Here is a 20,398-nt window from a genome sequence, read left to right as displayed (position 1 = left end):
TCATTTGCCCCATGCCTCCCCTCCATGGCCTGATTCGCCCTTGCTCACTCAAGGCCCGCCCATGGAAACCGTTCACACCAAACCCACCACCGCCCTCTGGCTGATGATCAGTGTCGTGCTGGTCGCCCTCAACCTGCGCCCATCAATGGCCGCCGTGGGCCCACTGTTGTCATCGATTCGCGGCGACGTGCCGTTGAGTTTCAGCAGCGCTGCGTTGCTGACCATGTTGCCGGTGATGGCCATGGGCTTGGCGATGTTCTTTGGCATGGGCCTGGCAAAGCGTTTTGGCGAACACCGCAGCATTGGGCTGTCGCTGCTGGTGATTGGCATCGCTACGCTGTCGCGGTTGTTCCTCGATTCGGCGCTGGAGCTGATCGTCAGCGCCATCGCGGCCGGGGTGGGCATTGCGATGATCCAGGCATTGATGCCGGCGCTGATCAAGTCGCGATTCAGCGATAACGTCTCGCTGTTCATGGGCCTGTACGTCACCGCGATCATGGGGGGCGCTGCGCTGGCGGCGTCGTTCGCGCCCTTCGTGCAAGTGCAGACCGGCAGTTGGCGCATTGGCCTGGCAATCTGGGCAGTGCTCGCGGTACTGGCGCTGGCGTTCTGGGTTGCGCAGCGCTCGGTGCTGCCGCCGTTGCCGCAAGCCAATGCCGGCCCACAGGCATCGTTTTTCGGTAACGGCCGGGCCTGGTTGCTGGCCGTCTTTTTCGGCCTTGGTACTGCGTCCTACACCTGCGTACTCGCCTGGCTGGCGCCGTACTACGTGGAGCAAGGCTGGAGCGAACAGAACGCCGGTTTGCTGCTAGGCTTTTTGACGGCAATGGAAGTGGTGTCCGGCTTGATCACCCCCGCCATCGCCAACCGTCGCCGGGATAAACGCGGTGTGGTTGCGGTGCTGCTGGTGCTGATCATCCTCGGTTTCTGCGGGTTGATTCTCAGCCCGCAATACCTGAGCCTGCTGTGGCCCTGCCTGCTCGGCCTGGGCATTGGCGGGCTGTTCCCGATGAGCTTGATCCTGTCCCTCGACCACTTGGACAACCCGCGCCGCGCCGGTGGCCTCACGGCGTTTGTGCAAGGTATCGGCTACTTGATAGCCGGGCTGTCGCCGCTGATCGCGGGGATGATCCGCGATCAACTGGGCAGCTTCGAATGGGCCTGGTGGTCGCTGACGGCGGTGATCGTAGTGATGCTGCTGATCGTCACGCGCTTTAACCCAAAACACTACGCACACCATATCCACTGAAGTCGTGTTGCAAACAGTATTTGTCTCACGCCAAACATAGAAACGCCCTACAGAGCTTTCTAATGGCACGCTCGTTCCGTTAAGCTTTTGCGTTGTCTTGTACTGAGTTCGGTACAACGGGTTTACGGACGAAACCGATGTTAAACAGTAACTTGCTCAGAAAGCTCGACATGCAGGACTTGATGGTATTTATCGCCGTCTATGACCAGAGCAGCGTTACCGAGGTGTCCGAAACGCTGTTTGTCAGCCAGTCCACCGTGAGCTACAGCCTGAAGAAGCTGCGCACCAGTTTCGAAGACGAGTTGTTTATCAACACACGAGCGGGCATGCGCCCGACGTACAAGGCCACCACCATGTACGGCCATGTGCAGAAAATTCTCGAGTGCATCAACCTGTGCCACGCCGGTGGCCAGGCTTTCGACCCGACGCAAAAGGCCGTGACGTTCAACGTGTGCGCGCCGGAATATTTCGAACAGTTGATCCTGCCGCGCCTGTTGAAGCACTTCGACCGCGCCGACCTGCCGGTGATCGTCAATGTACAGAAGCTGGAAACCGACATCCCCGCCGACGACCTGCGCGATGGCCGTCTCGATCTGGTGATCTGTTTCGGCCCCAACTTCCACCGCGCCCATAGAGACTTCCGCACGCAGATGCTGCTCGAAGACGACCTGGTGTGCGTGTTCGATAAACGCTCAGCGCCGCGCGAACCGGCCTTCAGCCTACAAACCTTTGTCGAGCGACGGCATGTGTTCCCCACGCCGTGGACCTCCGACACCAACATGATCGACGGCTGGCTGGCGCGCCAGGCCCACAAGCGCCAAGTGATCGCCCGCGCCAACAGCTACAGTGCGGCGCTGAAGATGATCACCGGCACCGACTTTATCGTCACCCTGCCGCGCCGCGTGCAAAAGCTGTTGGCGCCTGCGGCGGTGTTCGGCCATTGCGAGGCGCCCAACGGTTTGCCGGGGTTCACGCTGGAGATGCAGTGGAATGAAACCAGTGAACAGGACAGTGCCAATACCTGGTTTCGTGAGCAGGTTGTAAAAGTCTGCGCGGACCAGGGCTTGCTGTGAAAGGACCCTACGCCGGTGGCATCGTTGCGGTGTCAGCCGATGACGGCTTTGCTGTAGGCATCGCGGTCCATGTCCACCAACAGGACACTCAGTTGAACCTGTATATCCGCAGGCCAGTCGCTCGCGTCCTGCAACGCCGCCAGCAAGCTTTCCGACAACTGCTTCTTGACCTGTGGTGACCGCCCGCTGAGCAGCGAAAGCTTCAATGCGACAAACCCACGCGGATCGAGGGAAGTGCCTACCTGGAAACTCTCGACCTTGACCGCACGGCTTTTGATATCGAACTCGGAACCGAACTGGCCGGAGACCATCAGCACGTTGTTGAGCCGCAACAGGACTTTCTCGACGGCAAGGCCTGTCAGGTTGGCGGTGTATTCCAGGTGCAGGTGTGGCATGAAGGGCTCCAAATTTATTGTAGGATGTTTCGCAGGTATACCATGCGAGTCAGGCCTGGGTCGCCAACCCTCGATCACTCATGAAGGCCTCAAGCCGCGAACGCACCCAGCGTTCAGCCGGGTCAGTGTCCACATGACTGAGCCAGACCATCGACAAATCCAGGGTCGGCGTCTCGAACGGAAACGGCTCACAGAACAGGTGGCCCGACACCGCCATGGCTTCGGCGGTGTAGTCCGGCAGGCTGGCGATCAGGTCAGTGCCGGCGAGCAACGCCGGCAATGCGCTGTACTGCGGCACCGACAACACCACGTGGCGTTTGCGGCCGATTTCCGCCAGCCATTCATCGGCAAACCCCGACACGTTGGCGGTGTGGGACACCAGCACATGGGGCCGCGAGCAATATTCATCGAGGGTCAGCGGTGTGTCAGAGGCATCGGCGCGCAGCAAGCGCGGGCGGATATGGCGCAGCAGCTTGCGCTTGGCATTCGCCGGCAAGCCACGGGTCTGGGTGATGCCGACGGTGATATCACCAGAGGCCAGCAGGTCCGGAATGCGCCAGTAGTCCACATGCTGCACCACAAACACCACTTGCGGCGCTTCCTGGCGCAACGCGCGTAGCAACGGTGGCAGCAGGCCGAACTCGACATCGTCGGACAGGCCGATGCGAAAGGTCATGGTGCTGATGGACGGGTCGAAATCGTGGGTCAGGCTCAGGGCCGATGACAATGAATCCAGGGCCGGCGACAGGTGCTGGATGATTTCCTCGGCGCGCGCGGTGGGCTCCATGCGGTGGCCGACACGAATGAACAGTGGGTCGTTGAATAAGGTGCGCAAGCGGTTGAGGGCCGAGCTGATGGTCGGCTGGCCGAGAAACAGCTTCTCCGCCACCCGCGTCACGTTGCGCTCGAGCATCAGCGCTTCGAACACCACCATCAGGTTGATGTCGGCCTTGCGTAATTCATTGCGATTCATCGGCGCCTGCCCCTTTCCCCAAGACAAGCCGCAGTTTAGAAAGCGCGGGGGCCTGCGTCTATGTGCACACTGTTCATCCAGCCGCTTTGCGGCTATAAAACAGCTCTCCAAGGTCGCAGGAACACTACCGTGCTGGTCATTCTCGCCTCGGCCATTGTATTGGCCGGGTTTTGTATCTGGGTCATCCAGCTGATTGCCAACCCCACCGCCCGCACACTGCTGCGGGTGTTTGTCGGCCTGTGCCTGGCGGCGATGGTGGCGTATGGGGTGCTGGCGTCGGGCTTTCCTATTTCGTTGCTGGTTTCATGATTGCCTGTGGCGCAGGCGCCTGCTCCTGGCCCTGACGTAAACGCAAGGCTGCCAATGCCGCGATCACCAACACCACCGCAATCACTTTCAAGCCGTTCATCGCGTTGCCGGTGCTCATCTCGATCGCCCCCATCACCGACGGCCCGACAAACCCGCCCAACAGCCCACAGGCGTTGACGAAACCCAGCCCGCCCGCCAGCGCAACGCCTTTGAGGCGCGAGGCCGGGTACAAAAAGATGATCGACTGCACCACAAAGAACATCACCGCCGAGAGGCAAAAGCCCAGCAAACTGAACACCGGCCCCGACATCGAGGCAATGCCCAGGCCCAACGCCATGGTCAACAGCCCTGTGACTAACAAGCGACGGCAACGCCCGGGCGTGGTGGCAAAACGCGGAATCAATACCGCGCCGAGAGCCGCCGCGATCCAGGGCAATGAGGTCAGCAAGCCGACGCTCATGGTGCTCAGTTCGCCGTACTTGCTGATGATGCTCGGCAGGAAAAAAATCACCGTGTAGATGGTGATCTGATGGCAAAAGTACACAAAGATCGCCAGCAGAATTTGCGGGGTCAGCCAGTTTTTCAACGAGTGCCCGCCCTCGCCCGCGCCCTCTTCGGTTTCCAGGGCGATGCGCTGTTCGATCCCATGCGCTTCCTCGGCCGACAGCCACGGCGCCTTGCTCGGACGGTCCGGCAGTTTGCGCCAGACCACCCAGGCAAAAGCCACCGCCGGCAAACCTTCCAGCAGGAACATCCACTGCCAGCCGTGCCAGCCGAGCAGACCGTCCATGCGCATCAACGCCGCGCCTACCGGGCCGCCGATGATGTTGGCGAAGCACACGCCGAGCAGGAAGTAACCGGTGGCACGCGCCCGTTGTTCACGGTTGAACCAGTAGGTGAGGTAGAGCATGACACCGGGAAACAGACCGGCTTCGGCAATGCCCAGCAACAGGCGCAGCACGTAGAACGAGGTCTCGCCCTGCACAAAGGCCATCGCCGCCGAGATCAGGCCCCAGGTCACCATGATCCGGGCGATCCAAAACCGCGCGCCGACCTTGTGCATGATCAGGTTGCTGGGGATTTCCGACAGCGCATAGGTCAGGAAAAACAGCCCCGCGCCCAATCCGTATGCAGCGGCGCAAATGCCCAGGTCGACATCCAGGTGATGCTTGGCCAGGGCGATGTTGGTGCGGTCCAGAAAGCTCAAAATGTAGGCGATGATCAGCAAGGGCATCAGCTTGACGAACATCAGTTTGTTTAACGCCTGCGGCTCGCGGGCGGGGATGGCGATAGTCATCGGCAATTCCTCTTGGCGCCCCGCCAGCCGGGCTGGGGGGCGCATCAGTGTTGTTCTAGGAGTCGAGTTGCACAGCCAACGCCGGCGGGCGATGTGAAAACAGCTGCAGCAGCGCGCCGCCGAGGGCGCAGCCGGCCATCACGAAAAAGCACACGGTGTAGCCATGCAGCGTGGTCCAGCCGCCGCCCATGGCGATCAGGCTGCCCATCAGCACCGGCGCCAGGCCGCCACCGATAAACATCGCAGTGGTGATGATGCCATTGGCGGTGGAGGTCGCAGACGGCTCGGCAGAGTCGCAGGCCACGGCGTAGTAGATCGGCCACACCGCATTCGCCACCAGGCCGAACAGCAGTTGCACCACGATGATCAAGGTCAGCGTATTGGCGAAGTAGAACGCACCGACACTCGCCGCCATCCACAGCCCGCAGATGATCAGGGTGGTGCGCCGGCCAATGATGTCCGACAGCGACGGCCACACCAACTGCCCGAGAATGCCGGTGAGGGTGAACACCACGCTCATCCCCGCCGACTCCGCCAGCGACAGCCCGGCGATGTTGTAAAGGTAGGCCGGCAGTACAATGTTCACGCCCATGTACACCACTTGCGTGAGCATCGTATTACCGGCGGTAAGGGCGATATTGCGGTTGCGCAAGGTGGCGATAAACGTACGCCAGGCCTCGCCTTTGACTTGGCTGGCCGGTGCGCTGTCGGGCGGGGTCATGCCTTTGGCGGCGATGTCGACGTACAGCGCCGTGATGCGCTCGGCCGTCGAATAACGCGCCCAGAAAATCATCAGCGGCAGCGCCACCACGAAGGCGAAGAAGAACACGTAACGCCAGTTGTCCTCACCAAACACGGTGATGACAAAACTCGCGACAATGCCACTGAGCATGGCGCCAATCGGGTAGCCCGTATGGTGCGCGCCCAGAGCAAACCCGCGACGCTCCACCGGCCACCATTCGGCGGTGTTGCTCACCCCGACCGGCTCGCCCCAACCGGCGCCGAGGTTGACGCCGACGCGCAGGGCAATAAAGGTCGCGAGGTTACCGCTCAAGGCTTTGAAGCCGGACAGAAACGAAATCGCGGTGTAACCCAGCACCAACGGCACTTGGAAGCGCGCACGTTTCCAGCCGCCGCCATAACGGTCGCTCCACATGGAGCCGGGGATATCCAACAGCGCCAGCGCGAGCATGACCACCGTGGCCACGGTGCCCCATTGGTCGGCGGACAAATCGAAATGCTTGGAGATGGTCGGCCCCAGGCGCAACACGATCTCACGGTCGTAGGCGTTGAGGATCCAGATCATCCAACAGACCAGCAGCGACACCCAGGAATGCCGGTGAATGCTGCGCAGCGACGCTTTTTTTATAGTTGCCATGGGCCTCTCCAGGCGCGCGAAGGCGCGCACTGACACAAGGTTGCGAAGGAATATGCCTTATTGAAAAAACGCGCTAGCTGGCGAACCTTCGCTCAGCTATTCCTTGCACGCCCAACCCGGTAATGGCGAACAGCGCACCGCGCTGCTGGCCGTCTGCCGGGAAACGCGGCAGCGGCGGCTTGGCCATGGAGGTCACAAACAGGGTGTCGAGATTCGGCCCGCCGAAGGTCAGGCTGGTGACCTTTTTCACTGGCATCGGGATGATGCGGTCGACCTGGCCATCGGGGGTGTAGCGCACCAGTTTTCCGGCGTAGACCAGCGCTTGCCACAGACAGCCTTCGGCATCCACGGTGCAGCCATCGGCGGCGCCACCCGTGCGGGTGTCGACGTTGGCAAAGGTGCGGCGGTTGCTCACGTTGCCGGTGGTGAGGTCGTAGTCGTAAGCCCAGATATCGCCGGACCAGGTGTCGCAGAAGTAGAAGGTTTCACCCGACGGGCTCCAGCACGGGCCGTTGGACACGATGATGCCTTCGTCCAGGGTGTGCAGGCTCAGGTCGGCATCGAGCCGGTAGAGCTTGGCACTGGCGCTGTCCTCCAGCGTGTCCATCGAACCGAAGATGAAGCGGCCCTGGCGGTCGACCTTACCGTCGTTGAGGCGGTTGTTTGGCAACTGCGGTTCCGGGTCGATGATCAGGTTGAGCTCGCCGCTGTTGAGGTCGAGGGTGTGCACGCCGTTTTGCAGGGCGACGATGGCACTCTCACCGTTGTGGCGCAGGGCCATGGAGCCGATTTTCTGGCCCACCTCCCAGGCACGCAATTCACGGCCGTCGTCGGTGCAGCGCAGGATGCGGCCGTCGGCGCTGTCGATCCAGTACAAACGTTGTTGCTCGACGTCCCACACCGGGCCTTCGCCCAGGGTGGTCTTGACGTCGACAAGCACTTCGATACGCATGGTGTGATCCCCTTATTGTTGTTGTGCGGGATACAGGCCGCGCTTTGCCGCGGCCCTGTGTGTGTGTTTAGAAGTTGACCTGGTCGCGCCCCTTGAGCCCAAGAATTTCCCGCGCTTCGTCCGGCGTGGCGACGCGATGCCCCAGGGCTTCGATCACCGTACGAATGCGCCGTACCTGGTCGGCATTCGACGCCGCCAGTTTTCCCGGACCGTCCCACAGTGAATCTTCCAGGCCAACCCGCGCATTGCTGCCCATGGACAAGCCCATGGTCGCCAACGGAATCTGCCCACGTCCGGCGCCGAGGATCGACCACACGTAGTCGTCGCCAAACAGGCGGTCGGCGGTACGTCGCATGTGCGCCAGATCTTCCGGGTGCCCGCCGATGCCACCGCGCAGGCCGAACACCGACTGGATAAACAAGGGTGGCTTGAGCAAGCCGCGCTCCAGGAAATGGGCAGCGGTGTAGAGGTGACCGATGTCGTAGCACTCGATCTCAAAACGGGTGCGGTTCTCGGCGCAGGCGTTGAGAATGTGAGTGATGTCGCGGAAGGTATTGCGGAAGATCCGGTCGTCACTTTCTTCCAGGTATGGCCTTTCCCAATCGTGCTTGAAGTCAGTAAAGCGGTTGAGCATTTCGTACAGCCCGAAGTTCATCGAGCCCATGTTCAGCGAGGCCAATTCCGGCTTGAACTGCATCACCGGTTGCAGGCGTTCTTCCACGCCCATGGTCGGTGCGCCACCCGTGGTGATGTTGATCACTACTTCGCTGGCGGCTTTGATTTGCGGCAGGAATTCGGTGAACAGTGCGGGGTCCTGGCTCGGACGGCCGTCGTTCGGGTCACGGGCATGCAGGTGAACAATCGCAGCGCCGGCTTCAGCGGCACCGATGGCGGCATCGGCAATTTCCTGCGCAGTAATCGGCAAATGCGGTGACATCGACGGCGTATGAATCGCGCCGGTGACAGCGCAGGTAATGATGACAGGACGTTTTTTGGACATGACGATTCTCCGACTTTTATTCTTATGAAAAAAATCCTGGGTAAAGCGCGAGGTGTTCTTCCGTGACTTACAGGTACTCGACGTTTCCGTCGACGCTGATCGCCTGGCCGGTCACGTTGCGCGCGGCGGGTGAACAGAGAAACAACGCCATGGCGGCCACGTCTTCGGCGGTGACCATGCGCTTGAGGGAAATCTTGTTGAGGTATTCCTGACGCATCTCGGCTTCGGGCACACCGACCTGCTCGGCACGGGCGCGGATCACGCCGTCCATGCGCGGGCCTTCGACGATGCCAGGCAGCAAGGCGTTGACGCGGATGTCGCTCTCGCCCAACTCCGAGGCCAGGGATTTCATCAAACCGACAATCGCCCATTTGGTCGCCGCATACGGGGTACGCCACGCGTAGCCCAAACGCCCCGCCACCGAGGCGATATGCAGCAGATGGCCGTGGGGCGACGCCTTGAGCATCGGTACCGCGTGGTGGGCAAAGCGGTATTGCGCGGTGAGATTGATGTTGATAGTGGCTTGCCACTCGGCGTCGCTGATGGCATCGATCCCGCCAGTAGGCCCGGCGATTCCGGCGTTGTTGACCAGCACATCGAGGCCGCCGAAATGCTCGTGCTGCACCTTGAACACCGCCTCGATCTGCGCGGCATCGCTGACGTCGGCACGGGTGCCGACCGTGCCAGGGTATTTGTCGCGAAACGCTGCCAGGGCGGGCTCGCTCACATCACACACATGCACCTGGGCACCGGCTTCGAGATAGGCCGCCGCCAGCACTTCACCAATGCCGGCAGCCCCACCGGAAATCAACACACGTAACCCAGGATAGGGCTGCAGCCGTTGTAGGACACTCATGCACGTTTACCTCCTGAAACAGACGACCGCGAACGGTCGTTCTTGACGAGCAGGCGCGCCAGGGAATCGGCGGCCTGCATGATGTCATCGGTCACCGCCGCGCGCGCGCCAGCGCCATCACGGGCAGCCAGCGCTTCGACGATGCGCGTGTGCGCCTCCATCGAGCGTTGCAGGTGAGCTTTATCCGGGGCGACCAGCGCAAAGCACGGGCCCATGTGCAGCCAGAAGTTTTCCACGGCGGCCATGGTCAACTCGGCCTGGGCCACGGCATAGATACGCCGGTGAAACGCAAAGTTGGTCCACAGGTAGCGGGACACATCGACTTCGTCGGCGGCGTGCTGCATCTGTTGGCAGAGGTCGGTGATTTCGTCGAGGTCGGCTTTTTGCAGGAGCAGCACGGCCTTTTCGGCCAGTAAACCTTCAAGGGCGACCCGTGTATCACGAATTTCACGCAGACGTTCTACCGTCATCAGGCGTACGCGCAGACGGGAGGTTTCGGTGACTTCAAAGGCGTTTTCGGCGCTGAGGCGTTGCAGGGCTTCACGCACCGGCATCGGGCTGGAACCGAGGGCTTCGGCGAGGCCGCGGATGGTGAGTTTCTGGCCTGGCTGAAAACGGCCACTCATCAGTGCTTCGCGGATCTGGCGATAGACCTGGTCTTGCAAAGTATCGCGGGACACCTGGCGCAGGGTGGGCAGGAGGAGCGGACTGTCTGTCATGAGGCAAAACCTGTGTTGTCGTTCTTATGGCCCCAATATGTGATCACAAATCAAATATGTCAAATAGTTTCCCGGCTTCATAGGTGCGCTACGACATTTGGACTGCGCTGCGGATTGATAGCTAACAAACATCAATCCATCCAAATTTGTTACTTTTCATTTCTAAATGTGTCAGCCACTATCCTCGGTCATAGGCGAATCAAGCACTTTAAAAAGACCGCTGGAGACACAAAACCATGACTAGCCCTAACCGGCCCGAATCTGCCCATTCTAAAGTTCGCGCGGTTTTTCGCGTTACCTCGGGTAACTTCCTCGAACAGTTCGACTTCTTTCTGTTCGGTTTCTACGCCACTTACATTGCTGCCGCGTTCTTCCCTGCCGCTAATGAGTTTGCGTCATTAATGATGACCTTCGCCGTATTCGGCGCAGGCTTCCTGATGCGTCCGTTGGGCGCAATCATCCTGGGCGCCTACATCGATGACGTCGGGCGCCGCAAAGGGCTGATCGTGACCCTGTCGATCATGGCCAGCGGCACGCTGCTGATCGTGTTGGTGCCCGGTTATCACACCATTGGCCTGTGGGCACCTTTGTTGGTCTTGCTGGGCCGTTTGCTGCAAGGCTTCTCGGCCGGCGCGGAACTGGGCGGCGTGTCGGTGTACCTGTCCGAAATGGCAACGCCAGGACGCAAGGGCTTCTACACCAGCTGGCAGTCGGGCAGCCAACAGATCTCCATCGTGATCGCCGCCGCATTGGGTTATGGCCTGAACGTGTGGATGGAGCCCGCTGTGGTCGCCGATTGGGGCTGGCGCATTCCGTTCGCCATCGGCTGCGTGATCATCCCGTTCATCTTCATCCTGCGTCGCAACCTGCAGGAAACTGAAGAGTTCGCCAATCGCAAGCACCGTCCAACCCTGCGCGAAGTGCTGGCGACCCTGGTGAAGAACTGGACCGTGGTGATCGGTGGCATGCTGATGGTGGCCATGACCACGACGGCGTTCTACCTGATCACCGTGTACGCGCCGACGTTCGGCAAGACCGTGCTGCAACTGAGCACCTCCGACGCCCTGCTGGTGACCTTGTTGGTGGCGGTGTCGAACTTTATCTGGCTGCCGATCGGCGGCACCTTGAGCGACCGTTTCGGCCGCAAGCCGGTGCTGATCGCCATGACTGTACTGACCGTTCTGACGGCATATACAGCATTGTCCTACGTCGTGAACGCACCCAGCTTCGCGCACATGCTGGAAACCCTGCTGTGGTTCTCCTTCCTCTACGGCATGTACAACGGGGCCATGATCCCGGCCCTCACTGAAATCATGCCGGTGGAAGTGCGCGTGGCGGGTTTCTCCCTGGCCTATAGCCTGGCGACGGCGATTTTTGGTGGGTTCACCCCAGCGATCTCCACGTGGTTCATTCACATCACTGGCGATAAAGCGTCGCCCGCCTACTGGATGATGTTTGCTGCGGCGTGTGCGCTGTGCTCGACCCTGGCGCTGTATCGCCACGCCAACGCCCGTGGGCAGGTGATGCAAGAGGCTGCACAATGAAGCCACTGCTCAACACCTTGGCGGCGGTGGCTCTCAGCGCGATGGCGCTGACGGCCCAAGCCAAAGCGCTGCTTCAATATTTGTCATCGCCTCAGGCGCAACCCGTGGTGCAATCCACCGGACTGGACCCGGTGTCACGCTGACCGAAACGGCATCTCCCGCACCCACCGCTCCAACTCCAGCGCCGCTGGCGGCAAGGTCCGCCCGCGGCGTTTTATCAAGCCCATATTACGCATCACCTGCGGCAATACCAGCCCGATCATCGTGGGCGCGTGGGCGCTACGTTGCAGGGGGACCGATGACTTTGCCGCTATCACCTTGCTACAAATATAAAGTCATACATATCAGTGGGTTATTGGGTTTCTGCGGCCACGCAATCGTTGAAATGGGTCAATACTTGCGACCTGACCTACACAACGGGAGACGTACACACTCATGGAAACCCATCACTTCTGGATAGACGACGAGTCGCCGGATATCGGCATCGATCAGTTGCTTCTTGCATCACGTCAATGGTCCAGTAGGATTGAATCCTACCCAACCTCGGCGGACTTCCAAATGCGCTCGACCCAGCGTCAGCGAAAAGACACGGGGAAAACGTGAGCTACACGGTCGTCTTTTCGCCTCAAGCCTTGGCGCAACTCGACGCCCTTGAAGACTGTGTCAGCGATGCCGCGCCCCCCTCTACTGCTGCGCGCTTTATCGACAATCTCATCGGCTACTGCGAAAGGCTTTCCCTGTTTCCCTTGCGTGGCACTTGCCGTGACGACCTGCTACCCGAGTTGCGCATCACTCACTGTCGACGCACCACCGTCATCGCGTTCATGGTAGGGCCCGATTCCGAAACGGTGTCGATACCGGGTGTGTTTTACGGTGGCAAAGACTACACGGCAATGTTGCAAAGCGATTGGGGTTAGCCCCGACAACAAGGGTGATCATTGTGCCGACCGGTCGAGGGAGTTATCTGCTGGCCGAAGGCGGGAGGAACCGGGTGTTGGAATGGGTGCCCGATGCTCACACGCCTTCACCGTAAATCGCGCTATAGCTGAAAACGCGCCACCGCCTCGCTCAACGAAACTGCCAACTGCGCCAGCTCGCGACTCGCCCCATTGATCTGCCCGGCGCCGGATGAGGACTGCGCCGACAAGTCGCGAATGTTGACGATGTTGCGGTCGACTTCCTTGGCAACCTGAGCCTGCTCTTCTGCGGCGCTGGCAATGACTAGGTTACGTTGGTGAATCTGGTCGATGGAGTCGGTGATCTGACTCAACGCGCCTCCCGCACCTTCAGCCATGGTCAAGGTAGCGGCAGCGCGCTGGGTACTGGACTGCATTGATGTCAACGCATGGTCAGACCCCGTGCGCATCGCGGTCACCATCTGATCGATCTCCAGCGTCGACTGCTGCGTACGGTGTGCCAGTGCACGCACTTCGTCAGCCACGACCGCAAAGCCACGTCCGGACTCACCGGCCCGGGCAGCCTCGATGGCGGCATTGAGGGCCAATAGGTTGGTCTGTTCGGCAATGGAGCGAATCACGTCGAGCACTTTGCCGATATCACGCGATTGTTCAGCGAGGGTCTGCACCAGCGTCGAGGTTTCACCAATATTTGTGCTCAGGGCCTGAATGGCGCTGACGGTTTCGCCGACACGGTGCTGGCCTTCGCGCGCCGTTTCATTAGAGAGGCGGGTGGACTCTGAGGTGGAAACCGCATTGCGCGCTTCTTCATCCGCCGCCGAGGTCATCTCGTTGACGGCGGTGGCGGCTTGCTCTATTTCAGCGGTCTGTTTTTGCAGGCTGCGGCTGCTTTGATCAGTGATGCCATTCAGGTCGGTGGCGGACGATGCCATCTGCCCCGCCGACTGACGGATCAGTTGTAAGGTCCCGCGCAGGTTGGCTTGCATGGTCTTGAGTGCTACAAGCAGGCGGGTCACTTCGTCGTCACCGGTAACAGCCACCGTTTGGGTCAGGTCGCCATGGGCCACGTTTTCTGCTGCCCGCACCGCATGGCTCAGCGGGCCGACAATACTGCGCGTCAGCAACCACGCCAGCGCCACTGTGCTCAACGCCGCCAGGAGCACGAAGCCGAACACCATGGTGCGCGAGCGACCGTACTGCGCCTCGGCCACCTGTCCCTGCTGGTTGATCTGCGCGTTGTAGCAGTCGGCCAGGGCATTGAGCTGCGCACCGGAGCCATCAATCACCGTTTTCATGTCCACCAGCAGCAGCTTGTTGAGTTCGGCGCCCTGCTGCTTGTCGGCAAGGACGAAAGATTGGGCCAGGCCCTGCTGGTAAAGGCGCAGCGAAACCTGGAACTGGTCATAGAGCGAGCGTACCTCAGGGGTGTCGATCACCGCCTCGAGGTCAGCCAGCCTTTTGACCAGGTCCTGGCTGCGGGTGTCCATCTGGCTGCGGTATTGTGGAAGGCTTGCGGGATTCGGATCCAACGCCATGCGCAAAGAGATTGTACGAATGCGCGGACGGATCGTGGCGCCCTCTTCAAGCCCGGAAGAAGTGCGTCGGTTGGTGATTGCCGGGTTTGGCTTGGGCTGTTTGCCGATTCATGTGGTGGCAGAGGATGTGAAGAACGGGCTGCTGTGGCGGCTGCCGCCGGATGAGGGGATCGCGGACGTGGACATTCATTTGCTGTGGAATCGGGAACAGAAGATGAGTCGGGCGCAAACGGTGTTTATCGAGAGCCTGTCAGAACGGCTTGGGCGATGACTGAGGCCCGGTAGCCGATTCGGCTACCGGGCCTTTCCTATCTAGCGGGGGTGACTTAGCTTCCGCGCTCCTTGTTCGCTTGAGACAGAACCGAGGCGGCAAGCGCTTTGGTATCTTCGCTGTATTTATCGCTGCCCAGCACCTTTCCAGCTTTCTGCTCCATCTCTGCACTCGTCTGCTTGTCGGTGCCTTTTTGGGCTAAAGCTGAAGCGGCGAGGCTTTTGGCAATGGTTGAGGCGCTTTGGCTGGAGAGCACTTCCGCCGCCAACGTCGCGATCTTGCCGGTGGTTTCTTTCGTATTTTTGTTCACGATGCAGTTCCTTTGCGGTTGGAGGCGCCCGATCTCGAGCGCTACCACAAAGTAATAAGTTGCCGGGAGTACCGCAATGCGCTGCTCGTAGGCAGCATTTTGAAAGCCTGTACGAAAGGTGCATTGAACGTGTAGTGCGTGCTAGAGCGTCGTATCGATTGCACTGATGATTACTATCGAAACGAGCGCCTGCCCGATTTTCAACACTGATTCCTATAATCGCCTCCAAATTACCTCCCCCTCGCCTGGCTTCAGGCGACGCTCATCCTGGAACCCAACCATGCCAAGTGCCAGCCAGGCCCCTCGCGGCCTTCCCGAACATAATCAACAAAGTGTCAAACAGCAGTGGTTGGCAATTCTCTCGGTTGCCGTGGGCGCGTTCGCCTTGGTCACCAGTGAGTTTCTGCCCGTGGGCGTGCTCAACGACGTCGCCAGCGACCTCGGCATCACTGCCGGCCACGCAGGCCTGATGGTCACCCTGCCTGGCATCATGGCCGCCCTCGCCGCCCCCCTGCTGTCGGTGATCATTGGCACCATGGACCGTCGCTATCTGCTGATCGGCCTGACGTTGGTCATGATTATCGCCAACTCAGTCGTGGCCTTCGCCAGTGACTTCAGCCTGCTGCTGTTCGGCCGCGTCTTGCTGGGTATCAGCATCGGCGGTTTCTGGGCGACGGCCATTGCCCTCAGCGGCCGCCTGGCCCCCAAGGGTGTGGGCGTAGCGAAAGCCACATCGATCATCATGATGGGGGTGACACTGGCCACCGTACTGGGCGTGCCCGTAGGGACCTGGCTCAGCGGCCTGATGGGCTGGCGCATGACCTTCCTGGTCACCGCGCTGTTGGGCATACCGGTGGTCCTGGCGCAGGTCTTCCTGCTACCCCGGCTCAACCCGGAAAAGGCCATTCAAGTCAGTGACCTGCCGGCGTTGTTTATCAACCCACGGGCTCGGGTCGGACTGATCGCCGTATTGCTGATCGGCCTGGCGCACTTTGCCGCGTATACCTATGTCGCACCTTTCTTCAAAAACAGCGCCGGCTTCGATGGCCCGACGATTGGCTCGCTGCTGCTGATGTTTGGTGTGGCAGGGGTCGCGGGTAACATTTTCGCCGGCTTCGCCGCCAACCGCAGCGTGCGCTACACCCTGCTGCTGGTCGCGCTGATGATCGGCACCAGCACCGCGCTGTTCCCCCACTTCGCCACCGGTTTGACCGGCGCAGCGATGCTCATTGCGCTCTGGGGTTTCGCCTTTGGCGCCTTCCCGGCCTGCGCCAGTATCTGGATGTTTGTGGTCGCGCCCAAGGATGTGGAACGCGGCATGCCGCTGTTCGTCGCCTTGTTCCAGGTGATCATTGCCTTGGGCTCGTTCTTTGGCGGGCGGATCGTCGATCAGATGGGCAGTTCAGTGTTGTTAAGCCTGGCTACGGCGTTGGTGGGATGTGGGTTTGTCACAGTGTTGGTGCTGGGGCGTAATGTGAGTAACAGCCTCGCGGCCCAACCTGCCTGACCAGACCAGTCCCCATTAAAAAGCCTGCTGAGCATTGAGTTCAGCAGGCTTTTTCAATGGTCGGGTACAAAACGAATTCAGTAACCCGCCGCATCCTCGAGCTTGCCACTGACAATGCTCACCCCCGAGCTTGTGCCTAGGCGGGTGGCGCCGGCTTCGATCATGCAGACTGCAGCCGCATAGTCGCGCACCCCACCTGACGCCTTGACCCCCATCTGCGGGCCGACGACGCGGCGCATCAGGGCGATGTCTTCAGCGGTGGCGCCACCGCGGCTGAAGCCCGTCGACGTCTTGACGAAAGCCACGCCCAATTCACGGCAGATTTCGCAGGCCCGGATCTTTTGCTCCTCGTCCAACAGGCAGGTTTCGAGAATCACTTTCAGCGGCACCGCACCACAAGCTTGATGCACGGCGGCGATATCGTCGCGCACTGTATCCAGGCGCCCTTCGCGCAGGGCGCCGATATTGAGCACCATATCGATCTCTCCCGCGCCCACGGCAATTGCCTGTTGGGCTTCGAAGGCTTTACTCTCGCTCAGCCCCGCACCCAATGGGAACCCGATCACTGCGCAGACTTTAACCTTCTGCCCTGCAAGCAATTGAGCGGCAAAAGGCACCTGGCCCGAGTTCACGCACACGGAATAGAACCCATATTCCTGCGCTTCTTTGCATAACGCTGCAATTTGCTCCCGCGTCGCGTCGGGCGCCAGTAAGGTGTGATCGATAAACGGTGCAAGTGCTGCGGGTGTGATTGAGGTCATGAAATCCGTTCCTGGTGAAGGGGCACGATGGGCGAATATGTTAGAAGACGCGCCCAGCAAATGTTAATATAATACCAATAAATGATGTAATTACAACATAACTGGCCGATCGGAATACCTGTGGAAAGCAAACAATCAGAACGCAGCAAACTGATCCAACAAGCCCTGCAGGACCAAAAGGCGATCCATCTGCGGGAGATGGCCGCGTTGCTGGAAGTCTCGGAAATGACCCTGCGCCGGGATCTCAACCGCTACCCGGACAAGTTCCATTTACTCGGCGGGCATATCACGCTCGCATTCGACCCGGAAGGCGCGCCCGACTACAAAGTCACGGAGCAAGGCACTCGGCATGTGGAAGAGAAACGCCGCATCGGCAAGCTCGCGGCCGCGGTTATCAAGCGCGGCGACACGGTATTCTTCGACTGCGGTACCACGGTGCCCTTTGTGATTGATTTCATCCCCGATGAACTTGAGTTCACCGCGGTTTGCAACTCGCTCAACGTGTTGCTCAAGCTGGCGCAAAAACCCAACTGCACGATCGTCCTGTGTGGCGGCACCTTCCATCGCAAGAACCAAGTGTTCGACCATGCCAACGAGAGCAGCATCCTCGACAACGTGCGCTTGACCTGGGCATTCATCTCGGCCGCAGGCGTCAGCGAAACCTTCGGCGTGACCTGCTTCAACTTCAATGAAGTAGCGGTCAAACAGAAGGTCTTGCGCCAGGCCCAGCACCGCATGCTGCTGGCCGACCACAGCAAGTTCGACGTCGTGCGCACCGCGCATTTCGCCACCCTGGAACAATTCAACGTGGTGGTCTCCGATAAGAAGTTGCCCAAACCATACCGTGAGCTGATCACGCAATACGGCGCGCAATGGGTGGTGTGAACCTCCCTCGCCACGCCTCATCAGCCGCCCAATTCATCCCGTAGGCGGCAACGTTCTTCAGCCGACAAATAACCGGTGCTCACGCTGAACAGCGCACGTTGCCCGCCGGCCAATGAGCGCACATTGCCTTTGTTTTTTTCCGCCAGGTAGCCCTCGGGTTCGCAGGTAGAGGGCAAGACGAATGCGGCGACACCTTGGTCGGCGTTATGCAGGATCCAGCGGGTGGCATGGGAGAACTGATCGGGCCGATAGCGGGTGTAAAACGCCGAACCTTCGGGATGGTCCAGTAGAAAATGCGCATGACCTGCAGCATCGCCGGGCACCTCTTCGAAGAAACAGACAATTTCCGGATCATGCAGCGCGGGGCTGTCCAGGGTGTTCAAGCGCAAGGGGTCCTGGCTCAACTCAGCCATATAGGCCGACCACTCGGGAGTTGGCTTGACGTGGGCCGGCACGCTGCTGCGAACCCGGACACGGGCGCCGGCCAAGGGCTCGACCAGGCTGGCGCCGGGAATGTAGGCGTAGTTCATGTGGGCCATATACATCAGTTCCATGGCCTTGCCCGCAAGATTGGTGACCGCCATGCCAATATCAAATACCCCCGAGCCGACACGCAGGGTCAGCGTGGGTGTGGCCCGATAGTGGTCGCCAAACCCCTGCACATACTCGTAGTCACCACCTAGGCGCAGGTAAAGGCCAGCGGCGTCTTCCCCCACTTCCAGCCAGGCGGCGTCCATCGGCGCGCAGGGCATTTCGCCGTGCAGCGGGTGGTCGTCGGCCGGGGCCGGGCAACCGTTGCGCAGCAGCCCGGCGTGGAACATAAAACAGCCGTAGGTGCCGATCACCGTCGAACTGGGCTTGGGCTGGCGAAACATATTGCGCATGGTCAGCTCGCAACCGTCGAAGGTCGCGGACCAGATCATCTGCCCCTGGTAAGGCAAGGCCACTACGCGTCCGCGGGCATTTTCCAACGCCAGCGCCTTGACCCCACTGGGGTAGGTCCAGGCCAGCACGCGAAAATCGGCCGATTGCAGCAGGGTCTTTTCGACGCCGCTGAACTGCTCGGGAGACAAGGCCAGCGTGAAGGTTTTCATGAGGCCACCACAGCGCCAGCCCGAGGCTGCGCGGCGCGACTGTGACGCATGCAGGAATAGGCGTAGGCCACAATCACCACAAAACACAGCAGGGGCACGCTGTAGGCCAACTGCATATTGCCGTGAGTGGCATCTGACAGCAGGCCTTGGAACACCGGAATCACCCCGCCGCCGACGATGCTCATCACCAGCAGAGAACCGCCGACACTGGTGTCTTCGCCCAGTCCTTCAATCGTCAGGCCATAAATGGTCGGCCAGCACGGCCCGAGGAAAATGCTCACCGCGACCGCTGCGTACACCGCGCTGATATTCGGTACCAGGATGGTGTAGGCGAGCAAGGCAATTGTCAGCACGCCGTAGATGGCGAGGACCTTGGCAGGGTGCAGCTTGCGCATCAACAGATTGGCGACCATCTTGCCGACGAAATAAGCGGCAAAGGTCGTCAGCAGGAACCATGACGCGCTGCGCTCGTTCATCCCGCCCATCTGCATCGCCAGGCGAATGGTGAAGCTCCAAACACCCACCTGGGCACCCACATACAGAAACTGCGCCAGCACGCCGAAGGTAAAGCGCGGATTACGCGACAGGCGCGCCAGGCTCTGGCCGAGGCTGGGCTTTTTCACATCAGCCTTGACCTTGCCCCGGCACGCGGGGAAGCGGGTGATGGCGATGAGGATAAACATCAGCACCAGCACCGCGATCATCCACTTGTACGGCAGCAGGGTCGACTGGATCATTTCCAACTGTTGGATAGCCGCCTGAGAGGCGCTCATCTGGGTCAGTTGTTCGTGGGTCGCATCGGTGTCCTTGAACATCACGAAGCTGCCGACATACACCCCGGCCATGGCGCCGAACGGGTGGAAGGTCTGCGAGATGTTCAGGCGGCGGGTGCCGGTCTCCCGCGGGCCCATCAAGGTCGAGTAGGTGTTGCAGGCGGTTTCGAGAAACGAAAGCCCGCACGCGATCACAAACAGCGCCATCAGGAACATGCCGTAGGTGGCGCTGGATGCGGCAGGAAAGAACAGCGCGCAGCCCGCCATGTAGAGCATCAAACCCACCAGAATCGTGCTTTTATAACCGAAGCGACGGACCACCAAGGCCGCCGGAATCGCGACGAAAAAGTAGCCCAGGTAAAACGCCGACTGCACAAACGCGGTCTGGAAATCGCTGAGCAAAAAGGCTTTCTTGAAATGCGCGATCAGCACGTCATTCATGCTGGCCGCCGCCGCCCACAGGGCGAAAATACTGCACAGCAGCAAAAACGCGAACCAGGGCGTGCGATTGAGATAAAAACCATCGGCAGTTTGTTGGAGCGGGACTTTTGTCATTGTTATTCTCCGTGGGGTATACGGCGCGTCAGCCATACAGGGATG

The 20,398-nt window shown here is 60.3% G+C and carries 19 protein-coding genes and 4 pseudogenes; 9 read left to right on the top strand and 14 right to left on the bottom strand.

All coding sequences use genetic code 11. The features are described from left to right. Positions 1-61: 61 nt before the first annotated feature. Entirely contained in the window at positions 62-1,249 is a 1,188-nt protein-coding gene (locus AACY44_RS00290) for a cyanate transporter (protein ID WP_339438727.1), read from the top strand. A 137-nt stretch (positions 1,250-1,386) separates the two neighbouring features. After that, a complete protein-coding gene (locus tag AACY44_RS00285; protein WP_339414917.1) occupies positions 1,387-2,322 on the top strand; it encodes a LysR family transcriptional regulator in 936 nt (311 codons plus the stop codon). A 32-nt stretch (positions 2,323-2,354) separates the two neighbouring features. On the opposite strand, the gene AACY44_RS00280 is transcribed toward AACY44_RS00285, so the two are convergent. Beyond that, positions 2,355-2,717, bottom strand: coding sequence for a 5-carboxymethyl-2-hydroxymuconate Delta-isomerase (locus AACY44_RS00280; RefSeq protein ID WP_339414918.1), 363 nt, complete (start codon positions 2,715-2,717; stop codon positions 2,355-2,357). A gap of 49 nt (positions 2,718-2,766) precedes the next feature. Continuing rightward, on the bottom strand, positions 2,767-3,690 hold the full coding sequence (locus tag AACY44_RS00275) for a LysR substrate-binding domain-containing protein (RefSeq protein WP_065874789.1): 924 nt from the start codon (positions 3,688-3,690) through the stop codon (positions 2,767-2,769). Between the two features lie 129 nt (positions 3,691-3,819). On the opposite strand from AACY44_RS00275, the gene AACY44_RS00270 reads away from it, so the two are divergent. Beyond that, the gene (locus AACY44_RS00270; protein WP_339414919.1) at positions 3,820-3,999 is read left to right on the top strand and encodes a hypothetical protein; all 180 of its coding nucleotides are present in this window, start codon (positions 3,820-3,822) and stop codon (positions 3,997-3,999) included. Here AACY44_RS00270 and AACY44_RS00265 read toward each other — a convergent pair. The 6 genes from AACY44_RS00265 to AACY44_RS00240 all read right to left on the bottom strand — a co-directional run bounded on the left by AACY44_RS00265 (position 3,977) and on the right by AACY44_RS00240 (position 10,201). Continuing rightward, positions 3,977-5,296: an MFS transporter gene (locus AACY44_RS00265; RefSeq protein ID WP_339414920.1), complete on the bottom strand. Its 1,320-nt coding sequence runs from the start codon at positions 5,294-5,296 to the stop codon at positions 3,977-3,979. The two genes, AACY44_RS00270 and AACY44_RS00265, sit on opposite strands and share 23 nt — an antisense overlap. Before the next feature lie 55 nt (positions 5,297-5,351). After that, positions 5,352-6,674, bottom strand: coding sequence for an MFS transporter (locus tag AACY44_RS00260; RefSeq protein ID WP_339427833.1), 1,323 nt, complete (start codon positions 6,672-6,674; stop codon positions 5,352-5,354). 73 nt (positions 6,675-6,747) lie between these two features. Continuing rightward, on the bottom strand, positions 6,748-7,626 hold the full coding sequence (locus tag AACY44_RS00255) for an SMP-30/gluconolactonase/LRE family protein (RefSeq protein ID WP_339414922.1): 879 nt from the start codon (positions 7,624-7,626) through the stop codon (positions 6,748-6,750). Positions 7,627-7,693: 67 nt separating this feature from the next. Then, positions 7,694-8,626, bottom strand: coding sequence for a 3-keto-5-aminohexanoate cleavage protein (locus AACY44_RS00250; protein ID WP_339414923.1), 933 nt, complete (start codon positions 8,624-8,626; stop codon positions 7,694-7,696). Positions 8,627-8,693: 67 nt separating this feature from the next. After that, on the bottom strand, positions 8,694-9,482 hold the full coding sequence (locus AACY44_RS00245; protein WP_339414924.1) for an SDR family oxidoreductase: 789 nt from the start codon (positions 9,480-9,482) through the stop codon (positions 8,694-8,696). Further along, on the bottom strand, positions 9,479-10,201 hold the full coding sequence (locus AACY44_RS00240) for a GntR family transcriptional regulator (protein ID WP_339414925.1): 723 nt from the start codon (positions 10,199-10,201) through the stop codon (positions 9,479-9,481). Before AACY44_RS00240 ends, AACY44_RS00245 begins: the two co-directional genes overlap by 4 nt. Positions 10,202-10,437: 236 nt before the next feature. On the opposite strand from AACY44_RS00240, the gene AACY44_RS00235 reads away from it, so the two are divergent. Together AACY44_RS00235 and AACY44_RS00230 are read left to right on the top strand one after the other, a co-directional pair. Then, positions 10,438-11,745, top strand: coding sequence for an MFS transporter (locus AACY44_RS00235; protein WP_339529581.1), 1,308 nt, complete (start codon positions 10,438-10,440; stop codon positions 11,743-11,745). A 56-nt stretch (positions 11,746-11,801) separates the two neighbouring features. Next, positions 11,802-11,888: pseudogene (locus AACY44_RS00230) on the top strand (ABC transporter substrate-binding protein); the annotation flags it as partial. Here the strand turns inward: AACY44_RS00230 and AACY44_RS00225 are convergent. Beyond that, positions 11,880-11,999 (bottom strand): annotated as a pseudogene (locus tag AACY44_RS00225) (LysR family transcriptional regulator); the annotation flags it as partial. The pseudogenes AACY44_RS00230 and AACY44_RS00225 overlap by 9 nt on opposite strands. Before the next feature lie 345 nt (positions 12,000-12,344). Between AACY44_RS00225 and AACY44_RS00220 the strand changes: the two are divergent. Further along, positions 12,345-12,662, top strand: coding sequence for a type II toxin-antitoxin system RelE/ParE family toxin (locus tag AACY44_RS00220; protein ID WP_339414927.1), 318 nt, complete (start codon positions 12,345-12,347; stop codon positions 12,660-12,662). A gap of 122 nt (positions 12,663-12,784) precedes the next feature. Here the strand turns inward: AACY44_RS00220 and AACY44_RS00215 are convergent. Continuing rightward, a pseudogene (locus AACY44_RS00215) lies at positions 12,785-14,221 on the bottom strand (methyl-accepting chemotaxis protein); the annotation flags it as partial. A gap of 1 nt (position 14,222) precedes the next feature. Between AACY44_RS00215 and AACY44_RS00210 the strand changes: the two are divergent. Further along, a pseudogene (locus tag AACY44_RS00210) lies at positions 14,223-14,468 on the top strand (LysR substrate-binding domain-containing protein); the annotation flags it as partial. Positions 14,469-14,523: 55 nt separating this feature from the next. On the opposite strand, the gene AACY44_RS00205 reads toward AACY44_RS00210, so the two are convergent. Beyond that, positions 14,524-14,778 (bottom strand): hypothetical protein, encoded by a 255-nt coding sequence (locus AACY44_RS00205; protein ID WP_339437259.1) that lies wholly within the window; start codon positions 14,776-14,778, stop codon positions 14,524-14,526. 280 nt (positions 14,779-15,058) lie between these two features. On the opposite strand from AACY44_RS00205, the gene AACY44_RS00200 reads away from it, so the two are divergent. Further along, complete coding sequence (locus tag AACY44_RS00200; RefSeq protein WP_339529579.1) at positions 15,059-16,285, top strand: MFS transporter; 1,227 nt, start codon at positions 15,059-15,061, stop codon at positions 16,283-16,285. Positions 16,286-16,362: 77 nt separating this feature from the next. Here AACY44_RS00200 and deoC read toward each other — a convergent pair whose 3' ends face one another. Next, on the bottom strand, positions 16,363-17,046 hold the full coding sequence (gene deoC / locus AACY44_RS00195; RefSeq protein WP_339529577.1) for a deoxyribose-phosphate aldolase: 684 nt from the start codon (positions 17,044-17,046) through the stop codon (positions 16,363-16,365). A 120-nt stretch (positions 17,047-17,166) separates the two neighbouring features. Between deoC and deoR the strand changes: the two genes are divergently transcribed. Beyond that, the gene (gene deoR / locus AACY44_RS00190; RefSeq protein ID WP_445261105.1) at positions 17,167-17,931 is read left to right on the top strand and encodes a DNA-binding transcriptional repressor DeoR; all 765 of its coding nucleotides are present in this window, start codon (positions 17,167-17,169) and stop codon (positions 17,929-17,931) included. Positions 17,932-17,951: 20 nt separating this feature from the next. Here the strand turns inward: deoR and AACY44_RS00185 are convergent, their stop codons facing one another. Both AACY44_RS00185 and fucP read right to left on the bottom strand, forming a co-directional pair. After that, positions 17,952-19,025, bottom strand: a complete 1,074-nt coding sequence (locus tag AACY44_RS00185; protein WP_339414931.1) for an aldose 1-epimerase family protein — start codon at positions 19,023-19,025, stop codon at positions 17,952-17,954. After that, complete coding sequence (gene fucP, locus AACY44_RS00180) at positions 19,022-20,353, bottom strand: L-fucose:H+ symporter permease (RefSeq protein WP_339529575.1); 1,332 nt, start codon at positions 20,351-20,353, stop codon at positions 19,022-19,024. The genes AACY44_RS00185 and fucP overlap by 4 nt, the downstream gene beginning before the upstream one ends. Positions 20,354-20,398: the final 45 nt, after the last annotated feature.

Origin of the sequence: Pseudomonas sp. RA_15y_Pfl1_P11 (assembly GCF_963970975.1) — a bacterium.
GTDB classification, from domain to species: Bacteria; Pseudomonadota; Gammaproteobacteria; order Pseudomonadales; family Pseudomonadaceae; genus Aquipseudomonas; species Aquipseudomonas tritici.
This window is presented reverse-complemented; position numbering and strand designations above follow the sequence as displayed.

Coding starts and splice junctions, on each gene's coding strand:
- AACY44_RS00240 (WP_339414925.1), bottom strand. CDS start 10,201: ATGACAGACAGTCCGCTCCTCCTGCCCACCCTGCGCCAGGTGTCCCGC.
- AACY44_RS00280 (WP_339414918.1), bottom strand. CDS start 2,717: ATGCCACACCTGCACCTGGAATACACCGCCAACCTGACAGGCCTTGCC.
- AACY44_RS00265 (WP_339414920.1), bottom strand. CDS start 5,296: ATGACTATCGCCATCCCCGCCCGCGAGCCGCAGGCGTTAAACAAACTG.
- AACY44_RS00255 (WP_339414922.1), bottom strand. CDS start 7,626: ATGCGTATCGAAGTGCTTGTCGACGTCAAGACCACCCTGGGCGAAGGC.
- fucP (WP_339529575.1), bottom strand. CDS start 20,353: ATGACAAAAGTCCCGCTCCAACAAACTGCCGATGGTTTTTATCTCAAT.
- AACY44_RS00260 (WP_339427833.1), bottom strand. CDS start 6,674: ATGGCAACTATAAAAAAAGCGTCGCTGCGCAGCATTCACCGGCATTCC.
- AACY44_RS00275 (WP_065874789.1), bottom strand. CDS start 3,690: ATGAATCGCAATGAATTACGCAAGGCCGACATCAACCTGATGGTGGTG.
- AACY44_RS00250 (WP_339414923.1), bottom strand. CDS start 8,626: ATGTCCAAAAAACGTCCTGTCATCATTACCTGCGCTGTCACCGGCGCG.
- AACY44_RS00235 (WP_339529581.1), top strand. CDS start 10,438: ATGACTAGCCCTAACCGGCCCGAATCTGCCCATTCTAAAGTTCGCGCG.
- AACY44_RS00285 (WP_339414917.1), top strand. CDS start 1,387: ATGTTAAACAGTAACTTGCTCAGAAAGCTCGACATGCAGGACTTGATG.
- AACY44_RS00290 (WP_339438727.1), top strand. CDS start 62: ATGGAAACCGTTCACACCAAACCCACCACCGCCCTCTGGCTGATGATC.
- AACY44_RS00245 (WP_339414924.1), bottom strand. CDS start 9,482: ATGAGTGTCCTACAACGGCTGCAGCCCTATCCTGGGTTACGTGTGTTG.
- AACY44_RS00200 (WP_339529579.1), top strand. CDS start 15,059: ATGCCAAGTGCCAGCCAGGCCCCTCGCGGCCTTCCCGAACATAATCAA.
- AACY44_RS00185 (WP_339414931.1), bottom strand. CDS start 19,025: ATGAAAACCTTCACGCTGGCCTTGTCTCCCGAGCAGTTCAGCGGCGTC.
- deoC (WP_339529577.1), bottom strand. CDS start 17,046: ATGACCTCAATCACACCCGCAGCACTTGCACCGTTTATCGATCACACC.